Annotated in this window: 15 protein-coding genes and 1 pseudogene; 10 read left to right on the forward strand and 6 right to left on the reverse strand. The window is 48.9% G+C overall.

The features are described from left to right. The first annotated feature begins 27 nt into the window (after nucleotides 1-27). Entirely contained in the window at nucleotides 28-258 is a 231-nt protein-coding gene (locus FDW92_RS09935; RefSeq protein WP_032939694.1) for a glutaredoxin domain-containing protein, read from the forward strand. Between the two features lie 66 nt (nucleotides 259-324). Beyond that, nucleotides 325-594, forward strand: a complete 270-nt coding sequence (locus tag FDW92_RS09940; RefSeq protein ID WP_042308163.1) for a Rho-binding antiterminator — start codon at nucleotides 325-327, stop codon at nucleotides 592-594. Between the two features lie 29 nt (nucleotides 595-623). Here FDW92_RS09940 and FDW92_RS09945 read toward each other — a convergent pair whose 3' ends face one another. Beyond that, entirely contained in the window at nucleotides 624-1,394 is a 771-nt protein-coding gene (locus FDW92_RS09945) for a DeoR/GlpR family DNA-binding transcription regulator (RefSeq protein ID WP_042308165.1), read from the reverse strand. A 116-nt stretch (nucleotides 1,395-1,510) separates the two neighbouring features. Here FDW92_RS09945 and FDW92_RS09950 point away from each other — a divergent pair, with 116 nt between their 5' ends. From FDW92_RS09950 to FDW92_RS09960, 3 genes and pseudogenes are all read left to right on the forward strand, one after another. Next, nucleotides 1,511-1,894 (forward strand): VOC family protein, encoded by a 384-nt coding sequence (locus FDW92_RS09950; RefSeq protein ID WP_042308166.1) that lies wholly within the window; start codon nucleotides 1,511-1,513, stop codon nucleotides 1,892-1,894. A 157-nt stretch (nucleotides 1,895-2,051) separates the two neighbouring features. Continuing rightward, nucleotides 2,052-2,696 (forward strand): annotated as a pseudogene (locus FDW92_RS09955) (carboxymuconolactone decarboxylase family protein); the annotation flags it as partial. Nucleotides 2,697-2,736: 40 nt separating this feature from the next. After that, nucleotides 2,737-3,789 carry an NAD(P)-dependent alcohol dehydrogenase gene (locus FDW92_RS09960; RefSeq protein ID WP_137400612.1) on the forward strand — a complete coding sequence of 351 codons (1,053 nt, stop codon included), beginning with the start codon at nucleotides 2,737-2,739 and terminating at the stop codon, nucleotides 3,787-3,789. Nucleotides 3,790-3,828: 39 nt separating this feature from the next. Here the strand turns inward: FDW92_RS09960 and FDW92_RS09965 are convergent, their stop codons facing one another. Next, the gene (locus FDW92_RS09965; RefSeq protein WP_042308171.1) at nucleotides 3,829-4,860 is read right to left on the reverse strand and encodes a mechanosensitive ion channel family protein; all 1,032 of its coding nucleotides are present in this window, start codon (nucleotides 4,858-4,860) and stop codon (nucleotides 3,829-3,831) included. Nucleotides 4,861-5,104: 244 nt separating this feature from the next. Here FDW92_RS09965 and FDW92_RS09970 point away from each other — a divergent pair, with 244 nt between their 5' ends. Beyond that, complete coding sequence (locus FDW92_RS09970) at nucleotides 5,105-5,365, forward strand: DUF2534 family protein (protein ID WP_042308173.1); 261 nt, start codon at nucleotides 5,105-5,107, stop codon at nucleotides 5,363-5,365. A gap of 47 nt (nucleotides 5,366-5,412) precedes the next feature. On the opposite strand, the gene uspE is transcribed toward FDW92_RS09970, so the two are convergent. The 3 genes from uspE to ogt form a co-directional block, all read right to left on the reverse strand. Then, nucleotides 5,413-6,363, reverse strand: coding sequence for a universal stress protein UspE (gene uspE / locus FDW92_RS09975; RefSeq protein WP_042308175.1), 951 nt, complete (start codon nucleotides 6,361-6,363; stop codon nucleotides 5,413-5,415). A gap of 151 nt (nucleotides 6,364-6,514) precedes the next feature. Further along, nucleotides 6,515-7,267 (reverse strand): fumarate/nitrate reduction transcriptional regulator Fnr, encoded by a 753-nt coding sequence (gene fnr / locus FDW92_RS09980; protein ID WP_003020397.1) that lies wholly within the window; start codon nucleotides 7,265-7,267, stop codon nucleotides 6,515-6,517. 194 nt (nucleotides 7,268-7,461) lie between these two features. Further along, nucleotides 7,462-7,977 carry a methylated-DNA--[protein]-cysteine S-methyltransferase gene (gene ogt, locus FDW92_RS09985; RefSeq protein ID WP_038640835.1) on the reverse strand — a complete coding sequence of 172 codons (516 nt, stop codon included), beginning with the start codon at nucleotides 7,975-7,977 and terminating at the stop codon, nucleotides 7,462-7,464. 214 nt (nucleotides 7,978-8,191) lie between these two features. Here ogt and smrA point away from each other — a divergent pair, with 214 nt between their 5' ends. Continuing rightward, entirely contained in the window at nucleotides 8,192-8,755 is a 564-nt protein-coding gene (gene smrA, locus FDW92_RS09990; RefSeq protein WP_042308178.1) for a DNA endonuclease SmrA, read from the forward strand. Between the two features lie 12 nt (nucleotides 8,756-8,767). Here the strand turns inward: smrA and FDW92_RS09995 are convergent, their stop codons facing one another. Beyond that, nucleotides 8,768-10,000, reverse strand: coding sequence for a sensor domain-containing diguanylate cyclase (locus FDW92_RS09995; RefSeq protein ID WP_042308179.1), 1,233 nt, complete (start codon nucleotides 9,998-10,000; stop codon nucleotides 8,768-8,770). 699 nt (nucleotides 10,001-10,699) lie between these two features. Here FDW92_RS09995 and FDW92_RS10000 point away from each other — a divergent pair. The 3 genes from FDW92_RS10000 to FDW92_RS10010 all read left to right on the forward strand — a co-directional run bounded on the left by FDW92_RS10000 (nucleotide 10,700) and on the right by FDW92_RS10010 (nucleotide 13,406). Further along, nucleotides 10,700-11,809, forward strand: a complete 1,110-nt coding sequence (locus tag FDW92_RS10000; protein ID WP_042308181.1) for a methyl-accepting chemotaxis protein — start codon at nucleotides 10,700-10,702, stop codon at nucleotides 11,807-11,809. A gap of 156 nt (nucleotides 11,810-11,965) precedes the next feature. Next, complete coding sequence (gene zntB / locus FDW92_RS10005) at nucleotides 11,966-12,949, forward strand: zinc transporter ZntB (RefSeq protein WP_042308182.1); 984 nt, start codon at nucleotides 11,966-11,968, stop codon at nucleotides 12,947-12,949. A gap of 274 nt (nucleotides 12,950-13,223) precedes the next feature. After that, the gene (locus FDW92_RS10010) at nucleotides 13,224-13,406 is read left to right on the forward strand and encodes a hypothetical protein (protein WP_072014740.1); all 183 of its coding nucleotides are present in this window, start codon (nucleotides 13,224-13,226) and stop codon (nucleotides 13,404-13,406) included. The last annotated feature ends 2 nt before the right edge of the window (nucleotides 13,407-13,408 follow it).

Below are 13,408 nucleotides of genomic sequence, written 5' to 3' on the forward strand. Positions count from 1 at the left end.
ATACCATAATTTAAAAGGAGATATATCATGACTAAAGCCCGTTTTTATCATGCCGGTTGCCCGGTTTGCGTTTCCGCAGAACAAGCGCTGCTTCAGCATCTGTCCTCCGATGTTGAAATCGATGTTATTCACCTGGGAGAGCAACCTGGCCGGGTTACGGAAGCAGAACAGGCTGGCGTGAAGTCCGTTCCGGCGCTGGTGATCGACGGCAATGTGCTGCATATCAATTTTGGCGCGCCCATTGAAGCGCTGAAATAACCTGGTGCGTTCGGGAAGTGGCGTAAGCAATTTCCCGAACATCCGCGGCAATAAGGAAGAGGCGTTATGAATGTGACGGGAAAATACCATCCTATAGATTGCGAACTTCACGATTATCTGGAGATCGCCTGTCTGTACCATTATTGGTTACGTATTGAGCTAACCGATGGCTCGTGTATGAATGCCACAGCGTTGACGACCTGCACCACCAGAGATAAAGAAGAGTTTCTGGTGGTGGAATACAATGGCAATCCGCTAAAAATTCGTCTGGATCGTTTGTCTGCGATCGCCGCGCTGACGGCCGGGGCGACGTTTAGCGTCGTCAGCTTTCGTTGAGTAACGACGCAACGAACGCGCCGCCGCTGTTATACGGTATAAATACGAATGTCATGCGCCTGGAAAGCCGTGGCATACTCTTTGCTGATATTTTCCTCCACGACAATCACATCAATATTGCTGCTTTCGGCGACGACATAGCGGGCGACGGCTGGGATCTTTTCCGCCGTCAGTGCGACGATAGTTTCATTGCACTGTTTGATTACCGCTTTTTTGAACTCGCAATCCGCATAATCAAATCCGGTTAAGCCGGATTCTGGCGACATCGCGCAACCGCCAATAAAACCCTGATCGAATAAGATGTTCTGCACTTGGGCGATGGCGGCGGCCCCCACACATCCACCCGAGGATCTCTGTACCGCGCCGCCTAACATGATGACCTCAAACAGCGGTTTTTCCAGCAAAACGGCGGCAATCTCTGGGGAGTTGGTCACTACGGTTAACGCCAGTTCGGCGGGCAGAGCTTCAGCCATCGCTAAATTTGTGCTGCCCGTGTCGATAAAAATGCAGCTGCCGGATTTGACCAACCGGGCGCACCTCTGCGCGATACTGTTTTTTTTCGCCACATTAATGTTCTTGCGTACGGCGATGTCTTCGGATTCAGGAAGGGCAATGACCGCGCCGCCATAAACCTTTTTACACACGCCATCTTTACTTAGCTCATGTAGGTCGCGGCGGATCGTATGTTCAGAAACGCCTAGCCGACTGGCGAGCTCGGAACAAATGACTCTGCCGTTTTCCTGCAAGATCTGATAGATAAGCGCCTGGCGCTGTTCCGGGAAGGCAGCATAATCAAGCATAAATACTCCAGATAAAACAAATAACGAGCAATAATGAGCATGATCGTGCATGATGATTAACGATGTCAACACCCTTGAGAACGTATTGTTCGGAATACTACGAGAAGAGGTTCGTGATGAAGATTGCGCATATGGCTTTATGGACACAGGATCTCGAGCAGCAAGCTCGTTTCTGGGTCACGTTCTTTGACGGCAAGATTAACGAAAAATACTGCAGTAAAACCAATCCTGGATTTGAATCTTATTTTGTTCGTATTGGCGATGAGGTTGCGATTGAAATAATGACCAAACCGGGCCTTACAAGACGACAGCCAGACAATAACACCTGTGGATGGGTACACCTTGCGCTCTCCGCAGGCTGCGCGGAAAAAGTTGATGCCATCGCGAGACTCGCGCAGGAACAGGGGATTTTAATTTCTGCTCCACGAACCACCGGTGATGGCTATTACGAAGCGGTAATACAAGATCCTGACGGCAATTTAATTGAGATTGTTGCCTAACGTTGTACAAATTTCCCTGCTGATAAATGGCATCGGGGACTGATCATTGATGAGTATTGTTCATAGGTTCGTTCTTATTTAATCCTCTAATCAGCGGTGCGTTAGGCCTCTATAATTTTACTGTTTTCAGTATCCGGCGGCAGTACGCTGGCGTTATTTTGGAGAGTCATACATGCAACATCAACTGGATGCCAGACAGCAGGCAATCATACCTATTGCCGCGTTTACCGCTACAGGCCAGGGCGAAAACCTGGACGCGGCGTTGAATGCCGGGCTGGATGCGGGACTCACCCTCAATGAAGTGAAGGAAATTCTACAACAGCTTTATGCTTACTGCGGTTTCCCCCGCAGCCTGAACGGACTTGCTTGTTTAATGTCTGTGGTTAAACGCCGTAGAGAAAGAGGAATTACCGACGCAGAGGGAAATCCGGCCACGCCGCCGACGGAGGGCTGGGACAGCTTCCAGGCGGGGAGTCGCACACAGACCCAGCTCGTTGGGCATCAGGTCAGTGGGCCGCTGTTCGACTTTGCCCCTGTCATTGATGTCTGGCTAAAGGCACATTTATTTGGCGATATTTTTCAGCGTGACGTCCTTAACTGGAAGATGCGGGAGCTGGCGACGGTTTCTGCGTTAGCGGTATTAGGCGGTGTGAACAGTCAACTGAAGAGCCATTTTGCTATCAGTCTGAATATCGGTATGACTACTGATCAACTGATTGAATTTATTGCAATACTTGAACAGCATTGTGGTGCTGAGATCGCGACTAATGCCCGCGCGGTTCTTGATGAATGTCGCTTATGAATGCTGGTTAAGGTAGTACCTAATCCCTGAGGAAATCATAATGGTCATGAACGTGAAGGGTTATGCCGCTCTGGCGGTGAAAGAAGATTTAGTTCCACACAGCTTTGTTCGTCGCGATCCGCGCGAAGATGATGTGGTGATTGATATCTTGTATAGCGGTGTTTGCCACTCAGATATCCACAACGCCTATAATGACTGGGGCAGCGCTAAGTATCCGATGGTTCCGGGACACGAAATCATTGGCCGTGTGGTGCATGTCGGGAAGTCGGTGACCAAATTTGCCGTAGGCGATCTCGCCGGGGTTGGCTGTATGGTTGACTCATGCCAGCATTGTAGCGCCTGCAAACAGGGGCTGGAGCAATATTGCGAAGAGGGTAACACGCTCACGTATAACGATATCGATCGTCATGACGGGCTGCCTACCTTCGGGGGCTATTCCGACAAGATTGTCGTTACCGAAAAGTTTGTGGTGAAGGTGCCAGAAGGGATAGATTTACGCGGTGCCGCGCCGCTGCTTTGTGCCGGGATCACCACATGGTCGCCGCTGCGTCACTGGCAGGTTGGTGAGGGCAGTAAAGTCGCGGTTGTTGGGTTGGGCGGCCTTGGGCATATGGCCATCAAACTCGCTAATGCGTTGGGGGCTGAAGTTACGCTGTTCACGCGTTCGCAGGGCAAAGAAGCAGATGCCAGACGTCTGGGTGCCAGTCACGTTGTGCTTTCCACTGACCCTGAGCAGATGAAGGCCGCAGCTAATCAGTTTGACCTGATTATTGATACTGTCCCGTACGTTCATGACCTGAATCCCTATATCCCAACGTTGGCGCTAAGCGGTACGCTGGTGCTGGTTGGCTATCTGGGCGCGTTGGATCCGTTCCTGAATACGGTTCCCCTGATTCTCGGGCGGAAATCTGTTGCGGGGTCGGTTATCGGCGGGATTGCAGAAACGCAGGAGATGTTGGATTTTTGCGGCCAGCACGGTATTACAGCCGATGTCGAAGTGATCAATATTCAGGATATTAATAACGCCTGGCAGCGGATGTTGAAAAGCGATGTGAAATACCGCTTTGTAATTGATATTGCCTCGCTGAAATAACGGTAAAAAAGACGCGGATTTCCGCGTCTTTACTTTTTGTTAGTGTGCCGATGGCGATACTTCAGGATTATCCATATACAGCGTCTGGCTGGGGAATGCAAAGTCGGCGCCGTTTGCCTGGACTATCGAAATAATTTTCAAATAAACGTCTTGTTGTACTGTAAGCCATTCCTGCCATACGGTAGTTTTCGTGAAGCAATACACCATGATATTTAATGATGAATCTGCAAATTCATTGAAATAGACCAGTAGCGTTTGCTTCTGGTCTATCCCTGGATGATTTTGCAGCATTTGCCTGACCGCCTCGACAACAGCCTCAATTTTATCGGCATCTTCATATCGTAACCCGATCACCGTTTTGATTCTTCTGTTGGTCATACGCCCTGGATTTTCTACGCTGATAGAGGAGAAAATCGAGTTGGGTACATATAACGGACGATGATCGAAGGTGTTAATTTTGGTCATTCGCCAGCCAATTTCTGTCACAGTGCCTTCAATATTACGGTCCGGGGAACGGATCCAGTCGCCGATGCTAAACGGTCTGTCGAAATAGAGCATAATGCCGGAGAAAAAATTGCTCAGGATGTCTTTACCTGCCATACCTACAGCGATACCACCGATGCCGCCAAAGGTTAGCAGACCAGATAAGCTCATGCCGAAATGTTCGCCATACAGCAAAATGATGGCGACCACGATGGTAATCTTAATGATCCGCGACAGGATCCTCGCGCTGGTAATATCTCTGCCTTTATTAATCTGCGTTTTTTCAAACTGATTAATCACCAGAAAGAGTTTGATCGTCAGAATCAGCGCAATCAACGAGGTGCAGATAAAATCGACTACGCTGGGAGAGATAAATTTCAGGTTGTAACTCTCGATCACGTTATTGGCAATACTGCCGAACGTTCCAATGATAATGGCATAGACGAAAAATTGTGCCGCATGAAATATGAATCCTTTGCAACGTCTTTCGCCACGGTGAAACCAAACGCTCATCAGCACCAGTGCGGTAAAACAACTGAGAATTACCGTCAAATTAAACGCATTATTCATAAACAGTTCAGCGATCATGATCCTTCCTGGCAGCTCCGTGGTTGCTAAATATCATCTGACATTCTGCTCATCGGATATTTTACGCAGTTTTGGCGCTCAGATCATTAACCAAAGGGCGAGAGAAATAATGCAATCAGCGCTAATTTCAGCGCAATCGCGCAGGTGTCACTCGTGAAGGAGCGTTATGTGGCAGACAGTAAGTTGATGTCATGGTATTGTTAGCGCAAAGTAACAAGCTTTTCATCTGCAAAAGGACAGTACTATGATCATGGCTAAGCTGAAGACAGCGAAGGGACGAAAGTTTTTGTTGTGCCTGCTTGGGGTGTTTATTATCGCTGCATCGGTAGTCACGCGAGCGACGATCGGCGGCGTTATTGAACAGTATGGCATTCCGCTATCCGACTGGACCGCCTCAATGTATGCCATTCAATCTGCAATGATTTGTGTCTACAGCATGGTGTTTACCATTCTGCTTGCCATCCCTCTGGGCATCTACTTCCTCGGTGGCGACGAGAAACACTAATTATTTGTTATGCCGGATGAATATCCATCCGGCATTGTATGGTGTGGTTAGTCGTCTTCGTCGTCGTCCAGCTCAACGGGCGTCTGATACTGATCCGGCTTGATAACCAGCAGGTCACAGCGTAGATGATCGATAACCTGTTCCGCGGTATTTCCCAGGAACGCGGCAGAGATGCCGGTACGTCCAACGGTGCCCAGGACCACGATGCCCGCCTGTAAGTGTTCGGCTAAATCAGGAATAACCTCTTCAGGTAATCCCTTTTCAACATGCGTTACTTTCTCATCGATACTGAATTTCTGGCGTAAGGCTTTCATGGCCAGCAGATGCTGTCCACGGATCGCATCGTTATATACGCTGGGATCAAATTCAGGGAGTTCAATCGCAATGTTGATGGGGGTAACAGGGTAGGCGCCAACCAAATGCACTTCGGTATGGTTAACCTGTTCCGCCAGTTGCAGCGTTTCTTTAACCAGTTTTTCATTGAGGGAGTTGTGATAGGCCTCTTCACTGGCGAGGTTCACCGCAACCAGCGCTTTACCGCCCTCAGGCCACGGCTGGTCTTTAACCATCCACACCGGGCTTGGACATTTACGCAATAAATGCCAGTCGGTCGGGGTGAAAATCACGGCTTCCAGACGGTCGTGTTGGTGCGCCATTTTTAGCACCAGATCATGCCTGGCGCTGATGACTTCCTGGATGATGGCTTCAAAGGGGCGGTTGTGCCAGACTACTTTTATCTCAAGAGGGATCCCTGCTTCGATGTAGTATTTCGCTTGTTCACGTATCCACGCCGTTCGCTGGCTGATGACACCCTGACGCATTGCCGTACGCTCATCGGGCGACAGCAGGGTGGTCATCTCATAGGAAAAGTCGTAGATCGGCAAAAAGGCTTTAATTTTGCCACCAATCCGTTGATGCAAATAAACAGCTCGCCGTAATGCTGGTTGATCGTCCTGGTTAGGGTCGATGACGACCAGCATATTTTTATACATAGCCATACAGGGTCTCCTTACAACTGTCATCGCAGTTTGTAATTAAAAGAGTAACCCAATAATGTGGATTGAAACAGGGGAGAACCTCCTGCCAGATCAATAAATCGGGAAAATTTAGTGATTTGACAGAAGGATAACAGAGATATTTGCAGAACGATTATGCAACGTTACGCGTGTGACCAGCAAGAACTGCCAGAGCGTCGCTATTCTCAATAGTGATATATTTGCCTTTTACCGCCAGCATACCGCTTTTCTGGAAACGACCCAGCAGACGGCTAATTGTTTCAACCGTCAGACCGAGGTAGTTACCGATGTCGCCACGGGTCATGGTCAGGCGGAATTCACGAGGCGAGAATCCACGCTGGGCGAAGCGGCGGGACAAATTGTAGATAAAGGCCGCCAGGCGTTCTTCAGCGTTTTTCTTCGACAACAGCAGGATCATGTCCTGGTCGCCTTTGATTTCGCCACTCATCAGACGCATCATCTGTTGACGCAGATTCGGCATTTTGCCGGACAGGTCATCCAGAGTTTCGAAAGGAATCTCGCATACCATTGAGGTTTCCAGCGCCTGGGCAAAGCTGGGGTGATGACCGCTGCCAATCGCGTCAAAACCTACCAGGTCACCTGCCAGATGGAAACCGGTGATTTGCTCATCGCCTTGCTCGGTAATGGTATAGCTTTTAATCGTTCCGGAGCGGATAGCATAAAGTGATTTAAGCTCATCACCTGCTTTAAAGAGCGTCTGCCCCTTTTGGATAGGCTTTTTGCGCTCGATGATGTTATCGAGCTGGTCAAGCTCATGCTCGTTAAGTGTGAACGGGATGCAAAGCTGGCTGATGCTGCAATCCTGGCAATGGATAGCACAACCGCCAGACTGAATGCGCCGTATAATTCGCTTTTCCGGGATCATAGGTCTGCTCAAGCCGTAATTGATATTTGTCAATTTTAACATCTTTTTGGTGAGCACGTAAGCCTGAGCTACTCCCAATAGAGAATAATTCAGGCATAACTGGGTTGAATGTTTGTATCTACCTGATTAACCGCACTTTATTTAAGGCTGTATTATGTGGAAGTGTGATGAATAAGGCATTAATTGCCTAGATTCTAGAGTAGCAAATAGCCCTCATGACGCAATAGCCACTCTTTTCGTTGCACACCACCGGCATATCCGGTCATGGTACCGTTACGCCCAATGACGCGATGACAAGGGACGACAATGCTTACCGGGTTTGATCCATTCGCCGCCCCGACGGCTCTGGCAGCACCAGGACGTCCCAGTTGTTCGGCCAGTTGACCATAATGCATGACCTGTCCACAGGGAATGGTACGTAACGCTTGCCAGACTTCACGCTGGAAAGGTGTCCCCGCGGTGGCGGTTTCCAGTGTGTCAATAATGCTAAGGTTTCCGGCAAAATATTCAGCCAGCTTATCACTCAATCCGCCAGGGTTTTTGGCAGCGATACGCTGATAACCTTCAGCGCGATAATGAATGTCCAGCAACTGCACCATACGATCGCTGTGTTGATCCCATTCGACCGCGCGCAGACGAAATTGCTCATCGCAAATAATCCACAGCGGGCCCAACGGTGTGGCGATGGTGTCTTCCAGTAAGTTCAGCATCCGTTTCTCTCATTACAGCATTACAGGCAAGGTGACACATTATCACGCCAGTTATCGTCGCAGCTATACCTCTAAAAATGGATATCAGTTTGTTGGAAGTAGATCGCTTTCACGGCGTGAATCTGGTGAATTATTGGAAATAATCGTAAACCGTTGTCGGTATAACAGTGCGCGGTTATGATAAGACCCGTCGTAATACGCTGGAGGATGAAACATGAACCTTGATGACGCATCGTTGTTTCTTGACGCGATGGGGGATGTTCAACCGCTGAAAGGCTGCACCGAGGTGCACTGGCAGCCCACGCGCAATCTCCGCGCTCCGGCACGTATTGATACGCTCCAATTGGATAATTTTCTCTCGACGGGTTTTCTCGATATTGTCCCGTTAAGCGTACCATTGGAATTTCGTCGCGAAGGTTTGCAGCACGGCGTGACTGACAAGCTACGAACCGGCAAATATCCGCAGCAGGCGAGTCTCAATCTCGTCCGTCAGCCCGTTGAAACCTGCCGTCAGATGCTCTTCAGTTTTATTCTGCAGGCACAGCAAGAAGGATTGCGTAACGTGCTGGTGATACACGGCAAGGGGCGCGACGATAACTCTCATGCCAACATTGTTCGCAGCTATGTAGCGCGTTGGCTGACGGAATTTGAAGATGTACAAGCCTACTGCGCCGCACTGCCGCATCACGGCGGCAGCGGGGCATGCTATGTGGCATTACGTAAAACCGCGCAGGCAAAACAGGATAACTGGGAGCGTCACGCTAAGCGCAGTCGCTGACCGACATAAACATCAGGCGGCCAGCACCCGGTTCCGCCCTTCGTTTTTGGCTTTGTACAGCGCGTCGTCAACGCGTTTGAATAGCTCATCGATGCTTTCATTCGTTTCGTGCCGCGCAACGCCGATGCTGACGGTAAAGCGGGGAAGGCCAGGGAGCGTCACCTTGGCCACCGCCGCGCGTATTACTTCTGCGAGATTAAGGGCAACCTCCAGTGAGGTTCGTGGCAGAAGGAGCACAAATTCTTCACCTCCCCAGCGAAAAATCAGGTCGTCCTTTCTTGCACAGGACTCCAGCGTTCGTGCCAGAGCGCAAAGCACATCGTCACCTCTTAAATGACCGAAGAGATCGTTAATGCTTTTAAAGCGATCGGTGTCGATTAACAGCAGGCTGTAGTCCTGCGTTAATGACATCGCGTGCGTCTGTTGCGGTTCGGTTACCTGATAAAAATGTCGGCGGTTCAGTAATCCGGTCAGGGCATCACGCAGGGCCGCTTGTTCAAGTTCCTGCTCCAGCCTTTTTTGTTCGGTAATGTCATGAATGATGCACAGCATGAGCTTATTGCCATAGATTTCGATCGGCCCGGCATAAGTTTGTACGTGACGTGAGGAACCATCAGCAAGCTTATGAACAAAATGCAAGGGCTTATGGCCGCCGGGCAGATGGGCGATTTCATGCATCACTGGTAGGATATGACGGCCCAGCATGTTGATTTCCCATGTATGTTTCTGGCACATCACATCATGGCTGTAACCATAAAAATTCAGGGCACTGAGATTCGCATCGACGATCAAACCATCTCGAGATGGATCGATAAGTAACATCGGCGCGGAATTAGTCTGGAAGAAGCGCGCGTAAAATCCCTGCTTGTTTCGCTGATAGTTCGCAGAACGGCTGGCTTTCAGTCCCTGCGCGGTCGGTGTTTCAATGCCTTCGAAAACGATGATATCGCCAATATCCGGGAGCGAGTTAATGGACAGGCGGCTGGCCATCGCAGCTTCCTCACCGTTGCGATAAACCGTGAGAATTTCCACAATATAGTGATGATTTTTCAAGTCGCTGAGATACATGGTTAAATCATTTTGTGCATATGTTGAGAATATGCCTTTTCGCAGTGGAGAAAAACAGGGATCCTGCATTAGCTCCCGTGCAACGGCATTTGCGAACACAAGTTCTTCGGTATGTGGTGAAACTATCCAAACCGGAAGAGTTAATAAATCCAGTGAATGCAGCGCGGTTATATTCATCGATAATCCCGTTATCTTATCTGCTGTGTTGCCCATTTAATGGCGAATTTTTTATATTACCGTCTCATAATGTTTTGATTGTCGGTGAGACAAGGGGGTACAACTGGTTTTTTTTGATGTTGGTTGCAATTCATGGTACTGGCTATGCCAATAATAGTAGACACTATTTTGGCATGTTTACCGTTATCGCTAAAATATACTTTCAATTTTTAATTCTAGTGCCAGACGCGGTTTCAACATCAATATATTTGAATGAATCGGGCTGGAATCATCAACAAAAATGGTGATCCCATACATTGGGTCACGCCACCAGATAATCGCCAGAAGGCAGCTCAATGTCAGCCAGAGATCGCCACCTTGACTGTACTCATATTTTTACACTGTGTATTAGTTAGAACCACAAAATATTAAGAATGCTGCAATAGTGCTTATATATGTATTCATGATAATTATAACTCTGTACGTTTTACATTCGCTGCGTGCTCACCATCACAATAATCTGATAACATACCTGGCCATCACCTTTGGTGGAGTAAATCACTGGATTAAGGCAAATAAATAGCGCCATTGTGTGCTTTAAGTAAAAAGGTTATCGACTCTTATTGAATATTCATTTTTCGTATCCGAGCTATGGCAATTTATATTGCAGGTGCTATAAAAAATAATATTCTCCTCGTTTTCTTGGTAAACAGGGCTAAAATGTTAAATGATATTAGCGTCAGGACCTTTATTGTTTTATTTTTGGTGATTACGGCAGTGGCTCTCAATGTGGTGGAAATAATACTTTCAGCTAGCGTTGATGTTATTATTGGTGCCAACTTAGTAAGCTTTATTTCTATAGTATGTCTGTGGGGATACATGACCAAATATCTGGTGATGCCGATTAATACGGTTAAAAGAAGTATTGAAGAGGTTACATCCGGGAATCTGGCGATCAGCATTCCAGAATTTGGTAATAACTGCGCGGGTAGACTTATTCCGGGCATCAATAGCTTATCCAATAATATTTCAACACTTGTGAATGAGATAAGGATATCTTCACAAACGGCGATGGCGCTCTCAGAACAGCTTGCAGAACGTAGCGCCGAGCTTTCAGTGAAAACAGAACAGCAATCCGGAGCATTAATGCAGACGGCTGCCAACATGGATGAGATCGCGGTGAATACGCGAAACAATGCTGATAACACGCAAATAGCCAGCGCCCAGGCGACAATTGCTACGCAGTGCGCCCGACAGGGGGGCGAATTAATGGTGCAGGTGGCGACAAATATGCGATCAATTACCGAATGCGCGGAACAGATGACTGAAATTATTACGCTGATAGATGGTATCGCATTCCAGACAAATATTCTGGCATTGAATGCAGCTGTGGAAGCGGCGAGGGCCGGGGAACATGGCAAAGGGTTTTCCGTGGTGGCTGGTGAGGTAAGAAAGCTGGCGCACCGTAGCGCAGATGCAGCTAAAAATATTAAACAGCTGATTGCCCAGACTCATCAAAATGTTCAGCAAGGCGCGGCTATCGTACGCGAAGCAGAAAAAAATATGCAGGATATCGTCGGGGGCGCCGGGCAATTAAGCCAGTTAATGGGCGAGATATTAACAACTACCCAGGAGCAGGAGAAAGGGATCATCAGGATCACGCATGCTCTGGCCGAACTGGAGAACGTAACGCAAAGTAATGCCGTTATGGTGGATGAGCTTTCTGATTCCTCTGGCATCCTGAAAAACCAGGTTATTGATCTCCAGTCCCGGACCCATCAATTTCGCTTAAGTAAGACACTTGAGCCCGCAATACACCAGCGAGCATAACAGGATCTCTCTCACCACAAGCGTCGCATTCGTCGACGCTTTTTCTGTTATCGGATACTTTTATGAATCATTTCAGCGCAATGGGACAATGAGATATTGCTTAACCTATTCTGACGGCTAGACTATCGAAAAAAGCTGAATGTTTGTGGAGGCGTTGTGGAAGCCATTAAGGGAACGGATGTTAATGTGCCAGATGCCGTGTTTGCCTGGCTGCTGGATGGCCGTGGTGGGGTGAAACCGCTGGAAAATAACGATGTTATCGACGCTCAGCATCCCTGCTGGCTGCATCTTAATTATACCCATTCTGAAAGTGCGCAATGGCTGGCGACCACGCCTCTGCTTCCTAATAATGTGCGTGATGCGCTGGCGGGTGAAAGTACGCGTCCACGCGTAAGCAGAGTCGGGGAAGGTACGTTGATCACGCTGCGCTGTATTAATGGCAGCACCGACGAGCGACCTGATCAGCTGGTCGCTATGCGCCTATATATGGATGAACGTCTGATTGTCTCAACGCGCCAGCGCAAAGTACTGGCACTGGATGATGTGGTCAGCGATCTCCAGGAAGGTACAGGGCCGGCTGACTGCGGTAGCTGGCTGGTGGATGTCTGCGATGCGTTAACCGATCATGCCAGCGAGTTTATCGAGCAACTGCACGACAAGATTATAGACCTGGAAGATAACCTGCTCGATCAGCAAATCCCCCCACGCGGATTCCTGGCATTACTGCGCAAGCAACTGATTGTGATGCGCCGCTATATGGCTCCTCAGCGGGATGTCTATGCGCGCCTGGCGAGTGAGCGTTTAGCCTGGATGACCGACGATCATCGGCGACGGATGCAGGATATCGCCGACAGGCTGGGAAGAGGGCTGGATGAGATAGACGCCTGTATCGCCCGGACCGGTATCATGGCGGACGAAATTGCGCAGGTTATGCAGGAGTCTCTGGCGCGCCGCACCTATACAATGTCCTTGATGGCGATGGTTTTTCTACCCAGTACATTTTTAACCGGGCTATTTGGCGTTAACCTCGGTGGTATCCCCGGCGGAGGCTGGCAGTTTGGCTTCTCACTTTTCTGTATTCTGTTAGTGGTCCTGATTGGTGGTGTTACTTTATGGTTGCATCGTAGTAAATGGTTGTAACAACAACATTTTTTAGCGACTTTTGCGCATGAAAACGGCCAGGTTTTTGAGCGAAGTCAATAAACCATCTACCTATTCGGGGCAATATCTCACTCGCAGGTGAATGCAACGTCAAGCGATGGGCGTTGCGCTCCATATTGTCTTACTTCCTTTTTTGAATTACTGCATAGCACAATTGATTCGTACGACGCCGACTTAGATTAGTCGGCTTTTTTTTGCCTGCAGGAAATCAGCGTCTACCCTAAAAGAGTCAACCTGATGACTGGAGGGCTATATGACCTGTCTGATTGCAATGCTACAGCGGCAAGTACTAAACGCTGATTCGCTACCCACCGACCCGGTTCCTGTTCCCGATCCGCTACCTCGTCCGCAGCCTATGCCGGATCCGCCACCGGATGAAGAGCCGATTAAATTGTCGCATCGCGAGCGCAGATCTGCGAGGATACGCGCCTGCTGAAT

It is taken from the genome of Citrobacter sp. wls706, assembly GCF_005281305.1.
Lineage (GTDB): Bacteria > Pseudomonadota > Gammaproteobacteria > Enterobacterales > Enterobacteriaceae > Citrobacter > Citrobacter werkmanii.

Excerpts from the sequence above, each read along its gene's own strand:
- FDW92_RS09965 (WP_042308171.1), bottom strand. The coding sequence starts at position 4,860 with ATGATCGCTGAACTGTTTATGAATAATGCGTTTAATTTGACGGTAATT.
- smrA (WP_042308178.1), top strand. The coding sequence starts at position 8,192 with ATGAACCTTGATGACGCATCGTTGTTTCTTGACGCGATGGGGGATGTT.
- FDW92_RS09935 (WP_032939694.1), top strand. The coding sequence starts at position 28 with ATGACTAAAGCCCGTTTTTATCATGCCGGTTGCCCGGTTTGCGTTTCC.
- FDW92_RS09950 (WP_042308166.1), top strand. The coding sequence starts at position 1,511 with ATGAAGATTGCGCATATGGCTTTATGGACACAGGATCTCGAGCAGCAA.
- FDW92_RS09970 (WP_042308173.1), top strand. The coding sequence starts at position 5,105 with ATGATCATGGCTAAGCTGAAGACAGCGAAGGGACGAAAGTTTTTGTTG.
- FDW92_RS09945 (WP_042308165.1), bottom strand. The coding sequence starts at position 1,394 with ATGCTTGATTATGCTGCCTTCCCGGAACAGCGCCAGGCGCTTATCTAT.
- FDW92_RS10010 (WP_072014740.1), top strand. The coding sequence starts at position 13,224 with ATGACCTGTCTGATTGCAATGCTACAGCGGCAAGTACTAAACGCTGAT.
- FDW92_RS10000 (WP_042308181.1), top strand. The coding sequence starts at position 10,700 with ATGTTAAATGATATTAGCGTCAGGACCTTTATTGTTTTATTTTTGGTG.
- uspE (WP_042308175.1), bottom strand. The coding sequence starts at position 6,363 with ATGGCTATGTATAAAAATATGCTGGTCGTCATCGACCCTAACCAGGAC.
- FDW92_RS09960 (WP_137400612.1), top strand. The coding sequence starts at position 2,737 with ATGGTCATGAACGTGAAGGGTTATGCCGCTCTGGCGGTGAAAGAAGAT.
- FDW92_RS09995 (WP_042308179.1), bottom strand. The coding sequence starts at position 10,000 with ATGAATATAACCGCGCTGCATTCACTGGATTTATTAACTCTTCCGGTT.
- fnr (WP_003020397.1), bottom strand. The coding sequence starts at position 7,267 with ATGATCCCGGAAAAGCGAATTATACGGCGCATTCAGTCTGGCGGTTGT.
- FDW92_RS09940 (WP_042308163.1), top strand. The coding sequence starts at position 325 with ATGAATGTGACGGGAAAATACCATCCTATAGATTGCGAACTTCACGAT.
- ogt (WP_038640835.1), bottom strand. The coding sequence starts at position 7,977 with ATGCTGAACTTACTGGAAGACACCATCGCCACACCGTTGGGCCCGCTG.